General features: G+C 67.6%; 16 protein-coding genes. 15 read left to right on the forward strand and 1 reads right to left on the reverse strand.

The window, feature by feature from the left end; all coding sequences use genetic code 11:
* The first annotated feature begins 95 nt into the window (after positions 1–95).
* The 7 genes from AC1DK4_RS07825 to crcB all read left to right on the forward strand — a co-directional run bounded on the left by AC1DK4_RS07825 (position 96) and on the right by crcB (position 6,735).
* Entirely contained in the window at positions 96–1,328 is a 1,233-nt protein-coding gene (locus tag AC1DK4_RS07825) for a pyridoxal phosphate-dependent aminotransferase (RefSeq protein ID WP_441613344.1), read from the forward strand.
* Positions 1,329–1,378: 50 nt separating this feature from the next.
* The gene (locus AC1DK4_RS07830; RefSeq protein WP_441613345.1) at positions 1,379–2,689 is read left to right on the forward strand and encodes a homoserine dehydrogenase; all 1,311 of its coding nucleotides are present in this window, start codon (positions 1,379–1,381) and stop codon (positions 2,687–2,689) included.
* Between the two features lie 7 nt (positions 2,690–2,696).
* Positions 2,697–4,142 (forward strand): threonine synthase, encoded by a 1,446-nt coding sequence (gene thrC / locus AC1DK4_RS07835; protein WP_441613346.1) that lies wholly within the window; start codon positions 2,697–2,699, stop codon positions 4,140–4,142.
* A gap of 170 nt (positions 4,143–4,312) precedes the next feature.
* The gene (locus AC1DK4_RS07840) at positions 4,313–5,554 is read left to right on the forward strand and encodes a molybdopterin molybdotransferase MoeA (protein ID WP_441613347.1); all 1,242 of its coding nucleotides are present in this window, start codon (positions 4,313–4,315) and stop codon (positions 5,552–5,554) included.
* Between the two features lie 14 nt (positions 5,555–5,568).
* Positions 5,569–5,826: a molybdopterin converting factor subunit 1 gene (moaD, locus tag AC1DK4_RS07845; protein WP_441613348.1), complete on the forward strand. Its 258-nt coding sequence runs from the start codon at positions 5,569–5,571 to the stop codon at positions 5,824–5,826.
* Position 5,827: 1 nt separating this feature from the next.
* Complete coding sequence (gene moaE / locus AC1DK4_RS07850) at positions 5,828–6,355, forward strand: molybdopterin synthase catalytic subunit MoaE (protein WP_441613349.1); 528 nt, start codon at positions 5,828–5,830, stop codon at positions 6,353–6,355.
* Positions 6,355–6,735: a fluoride efflux transporter CrcB gene (gene crcB / locus AC1DK4_RS07855; protein ID WP_441613350.1), complete on the forward strand. Its 381-nt coding sequence runs from the start codon at positions 6,355–6,357 to the stop codon at positions 6,733–6,735. The genes moaE and crcB overlap by 1 nt, the downstream gene beginning before the upstream one ends.
* Before the next feature lie 19 nt (positions 6,736–6,754).
* On the opposite strand, the gene AC1DK4_RS07860 is transcribed toward crcB, so the two are convergent.
* Complete coding sequence (locus tag AC1DK4_RS07860) at positions 6,755–7,651, reverse strand: alpha/beta fold hydrolase (protein ID WP_441613351.1); 897 nt, start codon at positions 7,649–7,651, stop codon at positions 6,755–6,757.
* A 151-nt stretch (positions 7,652–7,802) separates the two neighbouring features.
* Here AC1DK4_RS07860 and AC1DK4_RS07865 point away from each other — a divergent pair, with 151 nt between their 5' ends.
* From AC1DK4_RS07865 to AC1DK4_RS07900, 8 genes are all read left to right on the forward strand, one after another.
* Complete coding sequence (locus AC1DK4_RS07865; protein WP_441613352.1) at positions 7,803–8,408, forward strand: TetR/AcrR family transcriptional regulator; 606 nt, start codon at positions 7,803–7,805, stop codon at positions 8,406–8,408.
* Positions 8,405–9,091, forward strand: a complete 687-nt coding sequence (locus AC1DK4_RS07870; RefSeq protein ID WP_477131456.1) for an enoyl-CoA hydratase/isomerase family protein — start codon at positions 8,405–8,407, stop codon at positions 9,089–9,091. Before AC1DK4_RS07865 ends, AC1DK4_RS07870 begins: the two co-directional genes overlap by 4 nt.
* A gap of 167 nt (positions 9,092–9,258) precedes the next feature.
* Entirely contained in the window at positions 9,259–10,443 is a 1,185-nt protein-coding gene (locus tag AC1DK4_RS07875) for a substrate-binding domain-containing protein (RefSeq protein ID WP_441613355.1), read from the forward strand.
* A 14-nt stretch (positions 10,444–10,457) separates the two neighbouring features.
* On the forward strand, positions 10,458–11,297 hold the full coding sequence (locus AC1DK4_RS07880; RefSeq protein ID WP_441613569.1) for an ABC transporter ATP-binding protein: 840 nt from the start codon (positions 10,458–10,460) through the stop codon (positions 11,295–11,297).
* Positions 11,290–12,027, forward strand: coding sequence for an ABC transporter ATP-binding protein (locus AC1DK4_RS07885; protein WP_441613356.1), 738 nt, complete (start codon positions 11,290–11,292; stop codon positions 12,025–12,027). Before AC1DK4_RS07880 ends, AC1DK4_RS07885 begins: the two co-directional genes overlap by 8 nt.
* Positions 12,028–12,182: 155 nt before the next feature.
* Entirely contained in the window at positions 12,183–13,214 is a 1,032-nt protein-coding gene (locus tag AC1DK4_RS07890) for a branched-chain amino acid ABC transporter permease (RefSeq protein ID WP_441613357.1), read from the forward strand.
* A gap of 17 nt (positions 13,215–13,231) precedes the next feature.
* A complete protein-coding gene (locus AC1DK4_RS07895) occupies positions 13,232–14,308 on the forward strand; it encodes a branched-chain amino acid ABC transporter permease (protein ID WP_441613358.1) in 1,077 nt (358 codons plus the stop codon).
* A gap of 44 nt (positions 14,309–14,352) precedes the next feature.
* A complete protein-coding gene (locus AC1DK4_RS07900) occupies positions 14,353–15,912 on the forward strand; it encodes an acyl-CoA synthetase (RefSeq protein WP_441613359.1) in 1,560 nt (519 codons plus the stop codon).
* The last annotated feature ends 109 nt before the right edge of the window (positions 15,913–16,021 follow it).

Genomic DNA, 16,021 nt, shown 5'->3' on the forward strand with positions numbered 1-16,021 from the left:
GCAGCGGACAGGCGCTCGCGGACCGCTCCTTCCCACCCAGATTCTCTAGCCAGCCGCCGTTCACCCGGCGGCCCTTGCCTCCTGCCGACATCGCCGTGAAACCGATCCAGAAATCCAACAAGCTCAACAATGTTTGCTACGACATCCGCGGCCCGGTGCTGGAGAAGGCCAAGCAGATGGAAGAGGAAGGACACAAGATCATCAAGCTGAACATCGGCAACCTGGCCGTGTTCGGTTTCGACGCGCCGGAAGAGATCCAGCAGGACATGATGCGCAACCTGCCCAATTCGGCGGGCTATTCGGATTCCAAGGGCATCTTCGCCGCGCGCAAGGCGATCATGCACTACACGCAGCAGAAGAACATCGAAGGCGTGGGGCTGGACGACATCTACGTGGGCAACGGCGCCTCGGAGCTGATCGTGATGTCGATGAACGCGCTGCTCAACAGCGGCGACGAAGTGCTGGTGCCGGCGCCGGATTATCCGCTGTGGACCGCCGCGGTGAGCCTCTCGGGCGGTACCCCGGTCCACTACGTATGCGACGAGGCCAACGAGTGGATGCCCGACCTCGACGACATCCGCGCCAAGATCACGCCCAATACCAAGGCCATTGTCGTCATCAACCCGAACAACCCCACCGGGGCGCTGTATTCGGACGAACTGCTCAAGAGCATCGTGACGATCGCGCGCGAGCACGGCCTGATCATCTTCGCCGACGAGATCTACGACAAGGTACTCTACGACGGGCACACCCACACGTCGATCGCCGCCTTGTCGACCGACGTGCTGACGGTGACCTTCAACGGCCTGTCCAAGAACTACCGCTCCTGCGGCTACCGTGCCGGCTGGATGATCGTGTCGGGCGACAAGCGTCCGGCGCTGGACTATATCGAGGGGCTCAACATGCTGTCCTCGATGCGCCTGTGCGCCAACGTGCCCGGCCAGTGGGCCATCCAGACCGCGCTGGGCGGCTACCAGAGCATCAACGACCTGGTGGCCGAAGGCGGCCGCCTGCGCCGCCAGCGCGACCTGGCGCACGAGCTGATCACGCAGATCCCGGGTGTCACCTGCGTCAAGCCCAAGGCCGCGCTATACCTGTTCCCGAAGCTCGACCTGTCGATGTATCCGATCCAGGACGACCAGGAGTTCATCTACGAACTGCTGCAGGAATCCAAGGTGCTGCTGGTACAGGGCACGGGCTTCAACTGGGACAAGCCGGACCACTTCCGGATCGTTTTCCTGCCGCACGAGGAAGACCTGCGCGAGGCCATCGGCCGCGTAGGCCGCTTCCTGGAGGCATACCGCAAGCGCCACGGCCTCGCGGCCTGAGCCGGCGCGCGGCGCAATTCATTTTTCCGCAACTCTGAGTCAGATCGTCCATGAATCCCATCAAAGTAGGCCTGCTTGGCATCGGTACCGTCGGTAGCGGCACGTTCAACGTGTTGCAGCGCAACCAGGAAGAAATCCGCCGCCGCGCAGGACGCGGCATCGAGATCGCCATGGTCGCCGACCTCAACACCGAACGCGCCCGCGAGCTGACCGGTGGGCAGGTCGAGGTGGTGGCCGACGCGCACCAGGTCGTCACCCGTCCCGAGATCGACATCGTCATCGAACTGATCGGCGGCTACGGCATCGCGCGCGAGCTGGTGCTCAAGGCCATCGAGAACGGCAAGCACGTGGTCACCGCCAACAAGGCGCTGCTGGCCGTGCACGGCAACGAGATCTTCGAGGCCGCGCGCAAGAAGGGCGTGATCGTGGCCTTCGAAGCCGCGGTGGCCGGCGGCATCCCCATCATCAAGGCGCTGCGCGAAGGCCTGACCGCCAACCGCATCGAGTGGATCGCCGGCATCATCAACGGCACCACCAACTTCATCCTGTCGGAGATGCGCGACAAGGGCCTGGACTTCGACACCGTGCTCAAGCAAGCCCAGGCGCTGGGCTATGCCGAGGCCGATCCCACCTTCGACATCGAAGGCATCGACGCCGCCCACAAGATCACGCTGATGAGCTCGATCGCCTTCGGCATGCCGGTGCAGTTCGACAAGGCCTATGTGGAAGGCATCACCAAGCTGTCGGCCGTGGATATCCGCTATGCCGAAGAGCTGGGCTACCGCATCAAGCTGCTGGGCCTGACGCGCCGCCGCGAAAACGGCATCGAGCTGCGCGTGCACCCGACCCTGGTGCCGACCAAGCGCCTGATCGCCAATGTGGAAGGCGCCATGAACGCCGTGCTGGTGCAGGGCGACGCCGTCGGCGCCACGCTGTACTACGGCAAGGGCGCCGGCGCCGAGCCGACCGCTTCGGCCGTGATCGCCGACCTGGTCGACGTGACCCGCCTGCACACCGCCGACCCCGAGCACCGCGTGCCGCACCTGGCGTTCCAGCCGGACGAACTCTCCAGCGTGCCGGTGCTGCCGATCGAGGAAGTCACCAGCTCGTACTACCTGCGCATGCGCGTGGCGGACGAGACCGGCGTGCTGGCCGACATCACCCGCATCCTGGCCGACGCCGGCATCTCCATCGATGCCATGCTGCAGAAGGAATCGCGCGAGGGCGAGCCGCAGACCGACATCATCATGCTGTCGCACCTCACGCGCGAGAAGCAGGTCAATGCCGCCATCGCCAAGATCGAGGCACTCCCCACCGTGCTGTCCGCGGTCACGCGCCTGCGCATGGAAGAACTGAACTGAGCGAGCGATGAAATACCAGTCGACGCGCGGCCACGAGATGCCGCAAACCTTCTCCGAGATCCTGCTGGGCGGCCTGGCGCCGGACGGCGGCCTGTACCTGCCGCAGGAATACCCGCAGGTCACCACCGACGAGCTCGAAGCCTGGCGCAAGCTGTCGTACGCCGATCTCGCCTTCGAAGTCCTGTCGAAGTTCTGCGACGACATCCCGGCCGAGGACCTGCGCGCACTCACGCGCAAGACCTACACCGCCGAGGTGTACTGCAATGCCCGCCCCGGCGACAACACCGCGGACATCACCCCGCTGCGCACGCTGGGTGAGGAGGGCGGTACTCCCCTGCAGCTGCTGGGCCTGTCCAACGGCCCCACGCTGGCCTTCAAGGACATGGCCATGCAGCTGCTCGGCAACCTGTTCGAGTACGCGCTTGCGCGTGCCGGGCAGGAGCTGAACATCCTCGGCGCCACCTCCGGCGATACCGGCAGCGCCGCCGAGTACGCGATGCGCGGCAAGCAAGGCATCCGGGTGTTCATGCTCAGCCCGCACCGCAAGATGAGCGCGTTCCAGACCGCGCAGATGTTCAGCCTGCAGGACCCGAACATCTTCAACCTGGCGGTCGAAGGCGTGTTCGACGATTGCCAGGACATCGTCAAGGCCGTGTCGAACGACCTGGACTACAAGGCCCGCCAGAAGATCGGCACGGTCAACTCGATCAACTGGGCGCGCGTGGTGGCCCAGGTGGTGTACTACTTCAAGGGCTGGCTGCTGGCCACCGACGGCCCGGGCCAGAAGGTCTCCTTCTGCGTGCCATCGGGCAATTTCGGCAATGTCTGCGCCGGCCATATCGCGCGCATGATGGGCCTGCCGATCGACAAGCTGGTGGTGGCCACCAACGAGAACGACGTGCTCGACGAGTTCTTCCGCACCGGCACCTACCGCGTGCGCAAGTCGGCCGAGACGTATCACACCTCCAGCCCGAGCATGGACATCTCGAAGGCCTCGAACTTCGAGCGCTTCGTGTTCGACCTGCTCGGCCGCGATGCCGGCAAGCTGGCCGAGATGTTCCGCGATGTGGACACCAGGGGCGGCTTCGACCTGGCCGGCACGCCGGAATTCGACCGCATCCGCGCCTTCGGCTTCGTCTCGGGCCGCAGCACCCACGAGGACCGCGTCGCCACCATCCGCGACCTGTCCGGACGCTACGGCATCACCATCGATACGCACACCGCCGACGGCGTCAAGGTCGCGCGCGAGCACCTCACCCCCGGCGTGCCGATGGTCGTGCTGGAAACCGCGCTGCCGGCCAAGTTCGCCGACACCATCCGCGAGGCGCTCGGCCACGAGCCGGAGCGGCCGGCCAGCTTCGACGGCATCGAAAAGCTGCCCCAGCGTTTCGAGGTCATGCCGGCCGACGCCGGCAAGATCAAGGCCTTCATCGCCGGCCATACCGGCTTGTAAAGACCATGCCGCCGCCGGCCCGTTGGCCGGGGCGGCGGCAACTCGCTACAATCGGATCTGCCGAGCTGAACCGCACGGCCCGCGCATCGCCCCGCATGTACCGGGGGCGGTACGCGGGCCGTTTCCCATGGGCGACCGTGGGGTTGCCGTCCCACCTAACCGCTTTCGTCATGACCCAAGCCGCCGCGCAAGCCCGTCCCCCCATGCTGACCATGGCCCAGGCCCTCGAAGCCCTGCTGGCCGGCGCCACGCCGCTCGCGCAAGCCGAGCGTATCGCCACGCTGGACGCCAATGGCCGCGTGCTGGCCACGCCCGTGGCGAGCTCGCTGGACGTGCCCCCGGCGGACAACACCTCGATGGACGGCTACGCCGTGCGCAGCGCCGACGTGGCGGCGCCCGGGGCGCGCCTGCGCGTGGCGCAGCGCATTCCCGCGGGCCATGTCGGCACGGCGCTGGCTGCCGGAACCGCCGCGCGCATCTTCACCGGCGGCCTGATCCCGCCGGGTGCCGACGCCGTGGTCATGCAGGAGCAATGCGTGGCGGAGGGCGACGAGGTGATCGTCAACCATGCGCCGCAACCCGGCGAATGGATACGCCGCGCCGGCGAGGATATCCGCTCGGGCAGCGTGATCCTGCCGGCCGGCACGCGGCTGACGCCGCAGGCGCTGGGCCTGGCGGCCTCGGTGGGGCAGGCCGAACTCGACGTGGTGCGGCGCGTCAAGGTCGCCGTCTTCTTCACCGGCGACGAGCTCGCCATGCCCGGCGAGCCGCTCAAGCCGGGCGCCATCTATAACTCCAACCGTTTCACGCTGCGCGGCCTGCTGGAAAAACTCGGCTGCGAGGTCAGCGATTTCGGCATCGTGCCCGACACCCTGGCCGCCACGCGCGACACGCTGCGGCGCGCCGCAGCCGGGCATGACCTGATCATCACGTCGGGCGGCGTCTCGGTGGGCGAGGAAGACCATATCAAGCCGGCGGTGGAAGCCGAAGGGCGCCTCAACCTGTGGCAGATCGCCATCAAGCCGGGCAAGCCGCTGGCCTTTGGCGAGGTCGCGCGCGACGGGCAGGCCCCGGTCTACTTCCTGGGCCTGCCGGGCAACCCGGTGTCCAGCTTCGTGACCTTCCTGCTGTTCGTGCGTCCCTTCATCCTGCGCTTGCAGGGCGTGCAGGACGTGATGCCGCGCCGCCTGCTGCTGCGCGCGGATTTCGACCTGCCCAAGGGCGACCGCCGCAACGAATTCCTGCGCGTGCGCATCAACCAGGCCGGCGGGCTGGAGATGTTCGCCAACCAGAGTTCGGGCGTGCTGACCTCCACCGTGTGGGGCGACGGCCTGGTCGACAACCCGCCGGGCCAGTCGATCGCGCGCGGCGACACCGTGCAGTACATCGCCTTCGATGGACTGGTGGGTTGAGGAGAGCGGCTGCCATGAAGATCGAACTGCGCTTCTTTGCCAGCGTGCGCGAGCAACTGGGCCTGGGGCAGGAACGTGTCGAAGTACCAGCCACGGTGGCCACCGTGGGCGAGTTGCGCCAATGGCTCGGCCAGCGCGGCGGCGCCTGGGCCGAGGTGCTGGCGGAAGGCCGTGCGCTGCGCATGGCGGTTGACCACGACGTGGCGAGTCCTGGCAGCGTGCTGGCCGAAGGCTGCGAAGTGGCCTTCTTTCCGCCGGTCACGGGAGGCTGAGATGAGCGTCAAGGTACAGCGCGAGGATTTCGACCTGGGCGCCGAGGTGGCGGCATTGCGCCAGGACCAGCCGGGCGTGGGCGCGGTGGCCAGCTTCATCGGCACGGTGCGCGATGTCAGCGACGGCGCTGCGGTCAGCGCGATGGAGCTGGAGCACTATCCGGGCATGACCGAGAAGGCGCTGGCCCGCATCGAGGCGGTGGCCCGGGAGCGCTGGGCGCTGCTCGGCGTCACCATCGTGCACCGGGTCGGGCCCTTACTGCCGCTGGACCAGATCGTGCTGGTGGCGGTGGCCTCGGCGCACCGCGGCAACGCCTTCGCCGCCTGCGAATTCATCATGGACTACCTCAAGTCCGAGGCGCCGTTCTGGAAGAAGGAGCAGACCCCGGAGGGCGCGCGCTGGGTCGACGCGCGGGTCACCGACGAGGCTGCATTGCAGCGCTGGGGCATTCGCTCGCTCAATGCCAGCGGGGAGGCGGCCACCGGCGCGCCCGACGCGCAGCGGCAAGATCAGGAAGCCGGGAACTGATGGGCCCGCTCGGATTTGTCGCGGTGGGTGTCGGCGCCGCGGCGGGCGCGTGGCTGCGCTGGCTGTTCTCGGTCATGTGGAATGCGGTCAACCCCGCGCTGCCCTACGGCACGCTGGCCGCCAACCTGGTGGGCGGCTACCTGATCGGCCTTGCCGTGGGATTTTTCGATTCGCATGCCGGACTGCCGGCCGAATGGCGGCTGCTGGCAGTGACCGGTTTTCTCGGCGGACTGACCACCTTCTCCACCTTCTCCAGCGAGGTCGTGGCCAACCTGATGGCCGGCGACTATGGCTGGGCCGTGGTACATCTGCTGCTGCACCTCGGCGGCTCGCTGGCGCTGACCGTGCTTGGCCTGTGGACCTACCGCCTGCTGGCCTGAGCGTCCTGCCGGCGCATCGTCACGGGCGCCAGCCTGCGGCCGCGCCGGACAGCATCGCCAGCAGGGCCGTGTTGAATGCTTCCGGCCGCTCCATATGCGGCGCATGGCCCGTCCCCGGCACGATGGCCAGCCGCGCGGCCGGTTGCAGGGCCTGCGTGGCCTGGCCGACGGCCGGCGCATAGAGGCGGCTGCGCTCTCCATACAGGTGGAACAGCGGCACGCCGGTCTGCGCCAGGGTCTGCCGGTAGTCCCTGCGGGCCATGTCCTCCCACAATGAGGCCAGCGCTTGCGGTGCGCATTGCCCCATGACGGCCTCCAGCCAGGTGGCCCGCGCCAGATCGGGCTGGCTGCCCGCTGCCCACAGTCCATCTCGCACCAAAGCGGCCGTCGCGGGCCAGTCCTGCCGCACGCGCGCGGCCATCTGCGCGGCCAGGGTCGTGTCGTAGCGCCCGTGCAGGCCGTGCTGCCAGTCCGGGCCCGTTACCAGGCACGGCGTCATATCGATGGCGCCGACCGCCGCCAGCGGCAGCGCGGCATGGCTGCGCAGCAACTCCCACGCCGCCATCGCACCCATCGACCATCCCGCCACCGTCACCTCGCGCAGGCCCAGGTGGCGGACCAGCGCCGCCACGTCCGCCGCCAGCCGCGCCACCGTGGCCCGGGCTGCTTGCGGCAGCGCAGCAGACAGGCCATGTCCGGCGTGGTCCGGCGCGATCACCCGCAGGCCCGCCTGCGCCAGCGCGCGCTGGCCGTCGAAGGCTTCGCCCGACAGCGACCAGCCGTGCAGCAGCAGCAGCGCCGGGCCGTTGCCCGCCTCCCGCCAGCCCGGCAGGCCGCCGCGGGCCGGATGGACGTCGAAGTCGGGCGGGGCCGATGCGGCAGGATGGGCGAGCAACGCCGTGCGCGAATCATCCAAGGGCGAGTTCCCGGTCGTTGAGCTGGCTTGTCTCGAACCCGCGGCCGTGGCAGGCTCTGGCTTCGGGAAAGCGATGTATTGACATTCGGATTGCCACGTTTATATCATGAAACATGAATCAGCTATCATGTTTCATGATCCCGGAGCTCTGATGTCCCTGACCGAATCCGGCGCAAGCCAGCCCAAGACCGCGCGCGGCCAGAAGACCCGCGAGGCGCTGCTGCGCGCCGCCGAGAAGGTGTTCGGGGAGAAGGGCTACTACGTGGCGTCGATCTCCGAGATCACGCAGGAGGCCGAGGTGGCGATGGGCACCTTCTACCTCTACTTCAAGGACAAGGAAGACATCTTCCGGGCGCTAGTGCAGCACATGCTGGAACTGGTGCGCGCCCACCTGCGCAAGCACGTCGGGCCGGCGCAGACGCAGATCGAAGCCGAGCGGCTCGGCCTCAAGGCCTTTCTCTCCTTCGTCTCGCGCCACAAGAACCTGTACCGCATCGTGCTGGATTCCTATTCGGTGGACGAAACCATCTACAGCAGCTATTTCCAGGTTTTCGCCGACGTCTACAGCCGGCGCCTGGGCAAGGCCGAAGAGCAGGGCCAGATCTCGCCGGGCGATGCCGAGGTGCGCGCCTGGTGCCTGATCGGCATCAGCAACTTCCTCGGCATGCGCTACGCGCTGTGGAAACGTCCGGCGTCGATGGACAAGGTGGTCGATACCGCCTTCGACATGATTTCCCACGGCCTGGAGGCGCGATGAGCGCGCTGGTGCTGGTCGAGCGCGTCGGCGGCACGGCCGTGGTGCGGCTCAACCGCGCCGTCCGCCACAACAGCCTGGTGCCGGAGTTGCTGGAGCAATTGCTGGCCGCGCTTGAGCGCGTGGAGGCCGATGCCGATGTCCGCGCGGTGGTGCTGGGGCATGCCGGCCGCTCGTTTTCCACGGGCGGCGACGTGGCCGCCTTCGCCGCCCATGCGGCGCAGCGCACGGCGCTCGAGGCCTACGCCCAGCGCCTGCTGGGTTTGCTCAATACGTGCATCCTGCGCCTGGCGGCGTTGCGCTGCCCGGTCATCGCGGCAGTGGAGGGCTGGCTCACCGGCGGCGCGCTGGGCCTGGCGCTGGCCTGCGACATGACGGTGCTCGGCGAGGGCGCGCGCATCGCGCCGTACTACACCGTGGTGGGCTTCAGTCCCGACGGCGGCTGGACGGCGATGCTGCCGCAGATGATCGGCCACGCCCGGGCGCGTGCGATCCAGCTCGAGAACACCACGCTGACCGCCAGCCAGGCCGCGGCGCTCGGCATCGCGACGCACCTGGCGCCTGGTGGCCAGGCCGAGGCCTGCGCGCTGTCGCTGGCGGCCGCACTGAAGGACAAGGTCGCCGGCAGCGTGGCGCACACGCGCGCGCTGCTGCGCTGGGACCCGGAGGCCACGACCCCGTGCTGAGCGGCACGCGCGCAGGAATGCAGCAAGCAGCAAGCAACAAGCTGAAAGCACCGCAAGGCAAGAAGCAGAAGAACAAGCTGTAACGTCAGGCAATACCGTCGCCGATCGTCGGTCGGCAGCCCGATCCGCACCAGCAACAAGAAGAAACATCCAAAGAGGAGACAGGAATGCAACGCAAGCACCAAGCCGCCGGCGCGCTCGCCCTGGCCGGCCTGCTGGCCGCCGTCGGCGTCCAGGCCAAGGACATCCGCATCGCCCACGTCTACGACAAGACCGGCGCGCTCGAAGCTTATGCCAAGCAGACCCAGACCGGGCTGATGATGGGCCTGGAGTACGCCACCAACGGCACCATGGCGGTCAATGGCAACAAGCTGGTGGTGCTGGAGAAGGACACCCAGGGCAAGCCCGACGTGGCCAAGGCGCAGCTGGCCGCCGCCTATAGCGACGACCGCGCCGACATCGCCGTCGGCCCGACCTCCTCGGGCACGGCGCTGGCGATGCTGCCGGTGGCCGAGGAGTACAAGAAGATCCTGCTGGTCGAGCCCGCCGTGGCGGATTCGATCACCGGCGAGAAGTGGAACCGCTATATCTTCCGCACCGGCCGCAATTCCTCGCAGGACGCCATCTCCAACGCGGTGGCGCTGGACAAGCCCGGCGTGCAGATCGCCACGCTGGCACAGGACTACGCCTTCGGCCGCGACGGCGTGAAGGCCTTCAAGGGCGCGCTCAAGAACGCCAAGATCGTCCACGAGGAATACCTGCCCACCAACACCACGGACTTCACCGCCGGCGCGCAGCGCCTGTTCGACTCGCTCAAGGACAAGCCGGGCCGCAAGGTCATCTTCATCATCTGGGCCGGTGCCGGCAACCCGTTCAAGATCGCCGACCTCGATCCCAAGCGCTACGGCATCGAGATCGCCACCGGCGGCAACATCCTGCCGGCCATGACCAGCTACAAGAACTTCCCGGGCATGGAAGGCGCGACCTACTACTACTTCGGCATTCCCAAGAACAAGGCCAACGAGTGGCTGGTCTCCAACCACTACAGCAAGTTCAAGACCCCGCCCGACTTCTTCACCGCAGGCGGCATGGCGGCCGGCATCGCGCTGGTCGAGGCGCTCAAGAAGACCAACGGCGACACCGGTACGGAAAAGCTGATCGGTGCGATGGAGGGAATGTCGTTCGAGACGCCCAAGGGGAAGATGACCTTCCGCAAGGAGGACCACCAGGCCCTGCAGTCCATGTATCACTTCAAGATCAAGGTCGATCCGGCGTTCGCGTGGGGCGTGCCCGAGCTGGTCCGCGAGATCAAGCCCGAGGAGATGAGCGTGCCGGTCCGCAACAAGCGGTGATGACGGTGGGCGCCATTTCCGCCGGCACTTCGGCAGCGCTGCAGCGCGCGGCGGCAGGGCCGCCCGCGCTGGAGACGCGCGACCTCACCATCCGCTTTGGCGGCCATGTGGCCGTGAATGCGGTGTCATGCGCATTCCGCCCCGGCGAGCTGACCTGCATCGTCGGTCCCAATGGCGCGGGCAAGACCACGTACTTCAACCTGATCTCCGGGCAACTGCCGCCCAGCGCCGGCCAGATCCTGCTGGGTGGCGAGGACGTGACCCGCCTGCCGGTGCCGCACAAGGCACGGCGCGGCATCGGCCGCGCCTTCCAGCTGACCAGCCTGTTCCCGAACCTGTCGGTGTTCGAGAACGTGCGGCTGGCGGTACAGGCGCGCCAGCGCGTGGGGCTGGACCTGTGGTCGGTGTGGAGCGGCAACCGCGCCGTGCGTGCAGAGGCCGAGTCCTGCCTGGAGCGCGTGGCCATGGCCGACAAGCGCCATGTGCCGGTGGCCTCGCTGCCGCACGGCGACCAGCGCAAGCTCGAAGTGGGCATCCTGCTGGCATTGCAGCCGCGCATCTTCATGTTCGACGAACCCACCGCCGGCATGAGCGTGGACGAGGTGCCGGTGATCCTCGACCTGATCCAGGAGATCCGGCGCGACAGGAGCAAGACCGTGCTGCTGGTGGAACACAAGATGGACGTGGTGCGTTCGCTGGCCGACCGCATCATCGTGCTGCACAACGGCAACCTGATGGCCGACGGCGACCCTGCCGAGGTGATCGCCTCGCCGATCGTGCAGCAGGCCTATCTCGGCATCGCCGGCGCGCAGGGCGACGAGATGGCACCCGCGCAGGAGGGCAGCCATGGCTGAGCAGGCGGCATCTCCCATCCTGAGCCTGGATGGCGTACACACGCATATCGGCCCGTACCACATCCTGCACGGCGTGAGCTTCGCGGTGCCGCGCGGCGGCGTGACCATGCTGCTGGGACGCAACGGCGCCGGCAAGACCACCACGCTGCGCACCATCATGAACCTGTGGCAGGCCGGCGAGGGGCGCATCGATTTCGACGGCGCCGACATCACGCGCCGGGGCACCCCGCGCGTGGCGCAGGCCGGCATTGCCTACGTGCCGGAAAACATGAGCGTGTTCGCCGAACTGACCGTGGCGGAAAACATGCGCCTGGCCGCGCGCAGCGGCGCCATCGACACGCAACGCCTGGAATGGGTGTTCCGCATGTTTCCGGCGCTGAAGATCTTCTGGCACCAGCGCGCCGGCGTGCTCTCCGGCGGCCAGAAGCAGATGCTGTCGGTGGCGCGCGCGATCATCGAGCCGCGCAAGCTGCTGATCGTCGACGAGCCCACCAAGGGCCTGGCGCCGGCCATCATCCAGAACATGATCACGGTGTTCCGCGAGCTCAAGCAGACCGACGTCTCGATCCTGCTGGTGGAGCAGAACTTCCACATGGCCAAGTCGGTGGGCGATACGGTGGCGGTGATGGACGACGGCCGCGTGGTGCACACCGGCAGCATGGCGGCGCTGGCGGATGACGATGCGCTGCAGCAACGCCTGCTGGGCTTGTCGCTGGCGGCGCATCAGTAGGCTTTTCCTGTCCGCGCTCCCGCCTGCGGGAGCGGGGCAGGGGAGAGCAACCGTGTCAAGCGGGGCACTTCAAGCGGGGCGCGGACAATAGCAGCGTGAGAGGCGGCGGCCCATTGCCGGCTTCATGCCAGAACGTAGAGATCGGGACCGAGACAATGGCGAGTACAAGCACCTTACCCACCACGCCGGCCGCGCCGGCGGACCTGCCCAAGGTCCGCCTCGACTGGACCCCGCTGGCGCTGGCGCCGCTGCTGATGCTGCTGGCCTATCCCCTGGTGGGCAGCGGCTCGACCTGGCTGACGCTGACCATCGCCGGCCTGGCCATGGGCATGATCGTGTTCGTGGTGTCGTCCGGCCTGACGCTGGTGTTCGGCCTGATGGACGTGCTCAACTTCGGCCACGGCGCCTTCATCGCGCTCGGCGCCTATGTGGCGGCATCGGTGTTGCTGCCGCTGGGCGGCTGGGTCGAGGCCGACAGCCTGGCGCTCAATCTTGCGGTGTTCGGCCTGGCCATCGTGGCGGCGATGGTCGCGGCGGGCATTGTCGGCTTCCTGTTCGAGCGCGTGGTAGTGCGTCCGGTGTACGGGCAGCATCTCAAGCAGATCCTGATCACCATGGGCGGCATGATCGTGGCCGAGCAGCTGATCAAGGCCATCTGGGGCGCGGAGACCATCGCGCTGCAGGTGCCCACCACCTTCCGCGGCGCGGTGCTGCTGGGCGACGCCGCCATCGAGAAATATCGCCTGATCGCAGTGGTGCTCGGCCTGGCGGTCTTCATCGCCATGCTGCTGGTGCTCAACCGCACGCGCATCGGCCTGCTGATCCGCGCGGGCGTGGAGAACCGCGAGATGGTGGAGTCGCTCGGCTACCGCATCCGCCTGCTGTTCATCGGCGTGTTCGTGGTCGGTGCCGGCCTGGCCGGCATGGGCGGCGTGCTGTGGGGGCTGTACCAGCAGAACATCACGGCGTCGATCGGCGCGCAGGTCAACGTGCTGATCTTCATCGTCATCATCATCGGCGGGCTCGGCTCGACCACCGGCTGTTTCGTCGGCGCATTGCTGGTGGGGCTGATGGCCAACTACACTGGTTTTCTGTTCCCCAAGCTGGCGCTGTTCTCCAACATCCTGCTGATGGTGATGATCCTGCTGTGGCGTCCGCAGGGACTGTATCCGGTAGCCAGGCGCTGAGCCCCGAGGAAAATGCGATGACCCGACTCCTTTCCGGCGACCTGCCGCGCAGCCGCGTGCTGACCGTCATCCTGGTGGCGATGCTGCTAGCGCTGGCCTGCGCGCCGTTCCTGTTCCCCGGCGCGCGCGCGCTCAACATGGCGGCCAAGATCTGTGTCTTCGTGGTGCTGGTGGCCAGCTACGACCTGCTGCTCGGCTATACCGGCATCGTCTCCTTCGCCCACACCATGTTCTTCGGCATCGGCGGCTACGGCGTGGCGATCGCCATGTCGCGGCTCGAGCCGGGCTGGGGCGCGCTGGCGCTCGGCACCGTGGGCGCGCTGCTGGTGTCGATGGCGCTGGCTTTCCTGATCGGGCTGTTCTCGCTGCGGGTGAGGGCGATCTTCTTCGCCATGATCACGCTGGCCGTGGCCACCGCCTTTGCCACGCTGGTATCGCAGCTGTCCGAGTGGACCGGCGGCGAGGACGGCATCACCTTCAAGGTGCCCGAGATCTTCACGCCGGGCTTCACGCTGGGAGACGCCGAGTGGTTCGGCGTGCCGCTCAACGGCAAGCTGTTCTCCTACTACTTCGTGTTCGCCGGCGCGCTGGCCTTGTTCCTGTTGCTGCTGCGCGTGGTGAACTCGCCGTTCGGGCGCGTGCTGCAGGCCATCCGCGAAAACGACTTCCGGGCCGAGGCGATCGGCTACCGCACCGTGGTCTACCGCACCGTATCCACCGTGCTGTCGGCCGCCTTCGCCACGCTGGCCGGCGTGCTGATGGCGCTCTGGCTGCGCTACAACGGTCCGGACACCTCGCTGTCGTTCGAGATCATGGTGGATATCCTGCTGATCGTGGTGATCGGTGGCATGGGCACGCTGTACGGCGCTATCATCGGCACCACGCTGTTCCTGGTGGCGCAGACCTACCTGCAGGACGTGATGAAGCTGGCCAGCGACGGCACCGCGGCGATCCCGCTGCTGTCCGGCCTGTTGCACCCGGATCGCTGGCTGCTGTGGCTGGGGCTGCTGTTCATCCTCAGCGTGTATTACTTCCCGCAGGGCATCGTCGGCCGCCTGCGCGGCGACCGGGCCGAACACGAGGTAGCCTCCTAGACTGGTACTGCGCGCAAGATAAAAGACAACGGGAGACCCTGCACATGTACGTCGTCGACTGGCTGCACAAGAACGCCCGGCACACCCCGGACAAGATCGCGCTGGTCGACGTGCAGAGCGGCCGCACGGTGACGTACCGCCGGTTCGACGAGCGCGCCAGCCGCTTTGCCGAGTATCTCGGCGAGCATCTGCGGCTGGCGCCCGGCGCCCGCGTGGCGGTGCTGGCGCACAACAGCTCGGATTACCTCGAAATGCTGTATGGCTGCGCCAAGGCGGGCATGGTGATGGTCTGCCTGAACTGGCGCCTGCCCGAGGCCGAGCTGCTGCCCATCCTGGAGGATTGTTCGCCCGAGGTGCTGGTCGCCGGCGACGGCTTTCTCGCCACCGCCATCGCCCTGAGCCGCGCCATGCCGCTGCGCGCCGTGCTGCATATGGCCGACGACGAAAGCGCGGACGTGCCCGGCGGTTGGACCGAGTACGAGACGGTGCTGGCGCGCGCGTCCGGCCGCGTCATCGAGATGCCCTGCCGCGACGAACACGAAATCTGGCACCTGCTCTACACCTCCGGCACCACCGGCCGGCCCAAGGGCGTGATCCAGACCTACGGCATGGTTTTCTTCAATGCCGTGAACGCCATGCTGGCCAACAAGATCACGCGCGACGACGTGTTCCTGAACGTGCTGCCGTTCTTCCACACCGGCGGGCTCAACCTCTACGCCAACCCGGTGCTGCATGCCGGCGGCACCGTGCACATCATGCGGCAGTTCGATGCCGCGGTGACCCTGCGCAAGCTCGATGCGGCCGCCGGCACGCACGCGGGGGCGGGCATCACGATGTTCTTCGCGGTGCCCGCGGTCTACCTCTTCCTGAGCCAGCACGCGGGCTTCGCCGCGGCGGATTTCTCGCGCGTGCGCAATATGTCCGCCGGCGGCTCGCCGGTGCCGCGCCCGCTGCTGGAGGCCTACCTCGCCAAGGGCGTGACGATCTGCTTCGGCTTCGGCATGACCGAGACCGGGCCCACCGTATTCGTCTGCGACGAGGCCACCGCGCGCCGCAAGATCGGCACCATCGGCAAGCCGGTAGGCTCGATGCTCACGCGCGTGGTGGACCCGCTCGGCTACGACGTGGCGCCCGGCGAACGCGGCGAGCTGCTGATCAAGGGCCCCGGCGTCACACCCGGCTACTGGAACCTGCCGCAGGCCACGGCTGCCGCCATCCGCGACGGCTGGCTGTACTCGGGCGACATCGCCTATATGGATGAAGAGGGCGACTACTACATCATCGACCGCGCCAAGGACATGTTTATCTCCGGCGGGGAGAACGTCTATCCTGCCGAAGTGGAGAACGCGCTGTTCCAGCTCGCCGCGGTGGCCGAGGCCGCTGTCATCGGCGTGCCGGACGCGCGCTGGGGCGAGGTCGGCATGGCGCTGGTAGTGGCCCGGCCCGGCCAGGCGCTCGATGCCGAGGCGCTGCTCGCGCATTGCCGCGCCACGCTGGCCGGATACAAGGTGCCGCGGCACGTGCGCTTGATCGAGGCGCTGCCGCGCACCCCGTCCGGCAAGGTGGAGAAGCACAAGCTGCGCGCGCGCTTCGCGCCGTCCTGAGCGGCCAGGGGCTCGCGCGGCAAGGGGTTGCAGTATTGGGAAAGCAGTTGGCGTAATGCGTTATCCGATCAAGCAAGCATGCAAAAAGGGGCACGATATGTGGCGCGAG

It is taken from the genome of Cupriavidus sp. 05N38 (genome assembly GCF_056397345.1).

What these genes read in the sequence shown, in the direction of transcription:
- AC1DK4_RS07885 (WP_441613356.1), top strand. Translation starts at nt 11,290, where the DNA reads ATGGCTGAGCAGGCGGCATCTCCCATCCTGAGCCTGGATGGCGTACAC.
- AC1DK4_RS07895 (WP_441613358.1), top strand. Translation starts at nt 13,232, where the DNA reads ATGACCCGACTCCTTTCCGGCGACCTGCCGCGCAGCCGCGTGCTGACC.
- crcB (WP_441613350.1), top strand. Translation starts at nt 6,355, where the DNA reads ATGGGCCCGCTCGGATTTGTCGCGGTGGGTGTCGGCGCCGCGGCGGGC.
- moaD (WP_441613348.1), top strand. Translation starts at nt 5,569, where the DNA reads ATGAAGATCGAACTGCGCTTCTTTGCCAGCGTGCGCGAGCAACTGGGC.
- thrC (WP_441613346.1), top strand. Translation starts at nt 2,697, where the DNA reads ATGAAATACCAGTCGACGCGCGGCCACGAGATGCCGCAAACCTTCTCC.
- AC1DK4_RS07830 (WP_441613345.1), top strand. Translation starts at nt 1,379, where the DNA reads ATGAATCCCATCAAAGTAGGCCTGCTTGGCATCGGTACCGTCGGTAGC.
- AC1DK4_RS07870 (WP_477131456.1), top strand. Translation starts at nt 8,405, where the DNA reads ATGAGCGCGCTGGTGCTGGTCGAGCGCGTCGGCGGCACGGCCGTGGTG.
- AC1DK4_RS07865 (WP_441613352.1), top strand. Translation starts at nt 7,803, where the DNA reads ATGTCCCTGACCGAATCCGGCGCAAGCCAGCCCAAGACCGCGCGCGGC.
- moaE (WP_441613349.1), top strand. Translation starts at nt 5,828, where the DNA reads ATGAGCGTCAAGGTACAGCGCGAGGATTTCGACCTGGGCGCCGAGGTG.
- AC1DK4_RS07890 (WP_441613357.1), top strand. Translation starts at nt 12,183, where the DNA reads ATGGCGAGTACAAGCACCTTACCCACCACGCCGGCCGCGCCGGCGGAC.
- AC1DK4_RS07900 (WP_441613359.1), top strand. Translation starts at nt 14,353, where the DNA reads ATGTACGTCGTCGACTGGCTGCACAAGAACGCCCGGCACACCCCGGAC.
- AC1DK4_RS07840 (WP_441613347.1), top strand. Translation starts at nt 4,313, where the DNA reads ATGACCCAAGCCGCCGCGCAAGCCCGTCCCCCCATGCTGACCATGGCC.
- AC1DK4_RS07875 (WP_441613355.1), top strand. Translation starts at nt 9,259, where the DNA reads ATGCAACGCAAGCACCAAGCCGCCGGCGCGCTCGCCCTGGCCGGCCTG.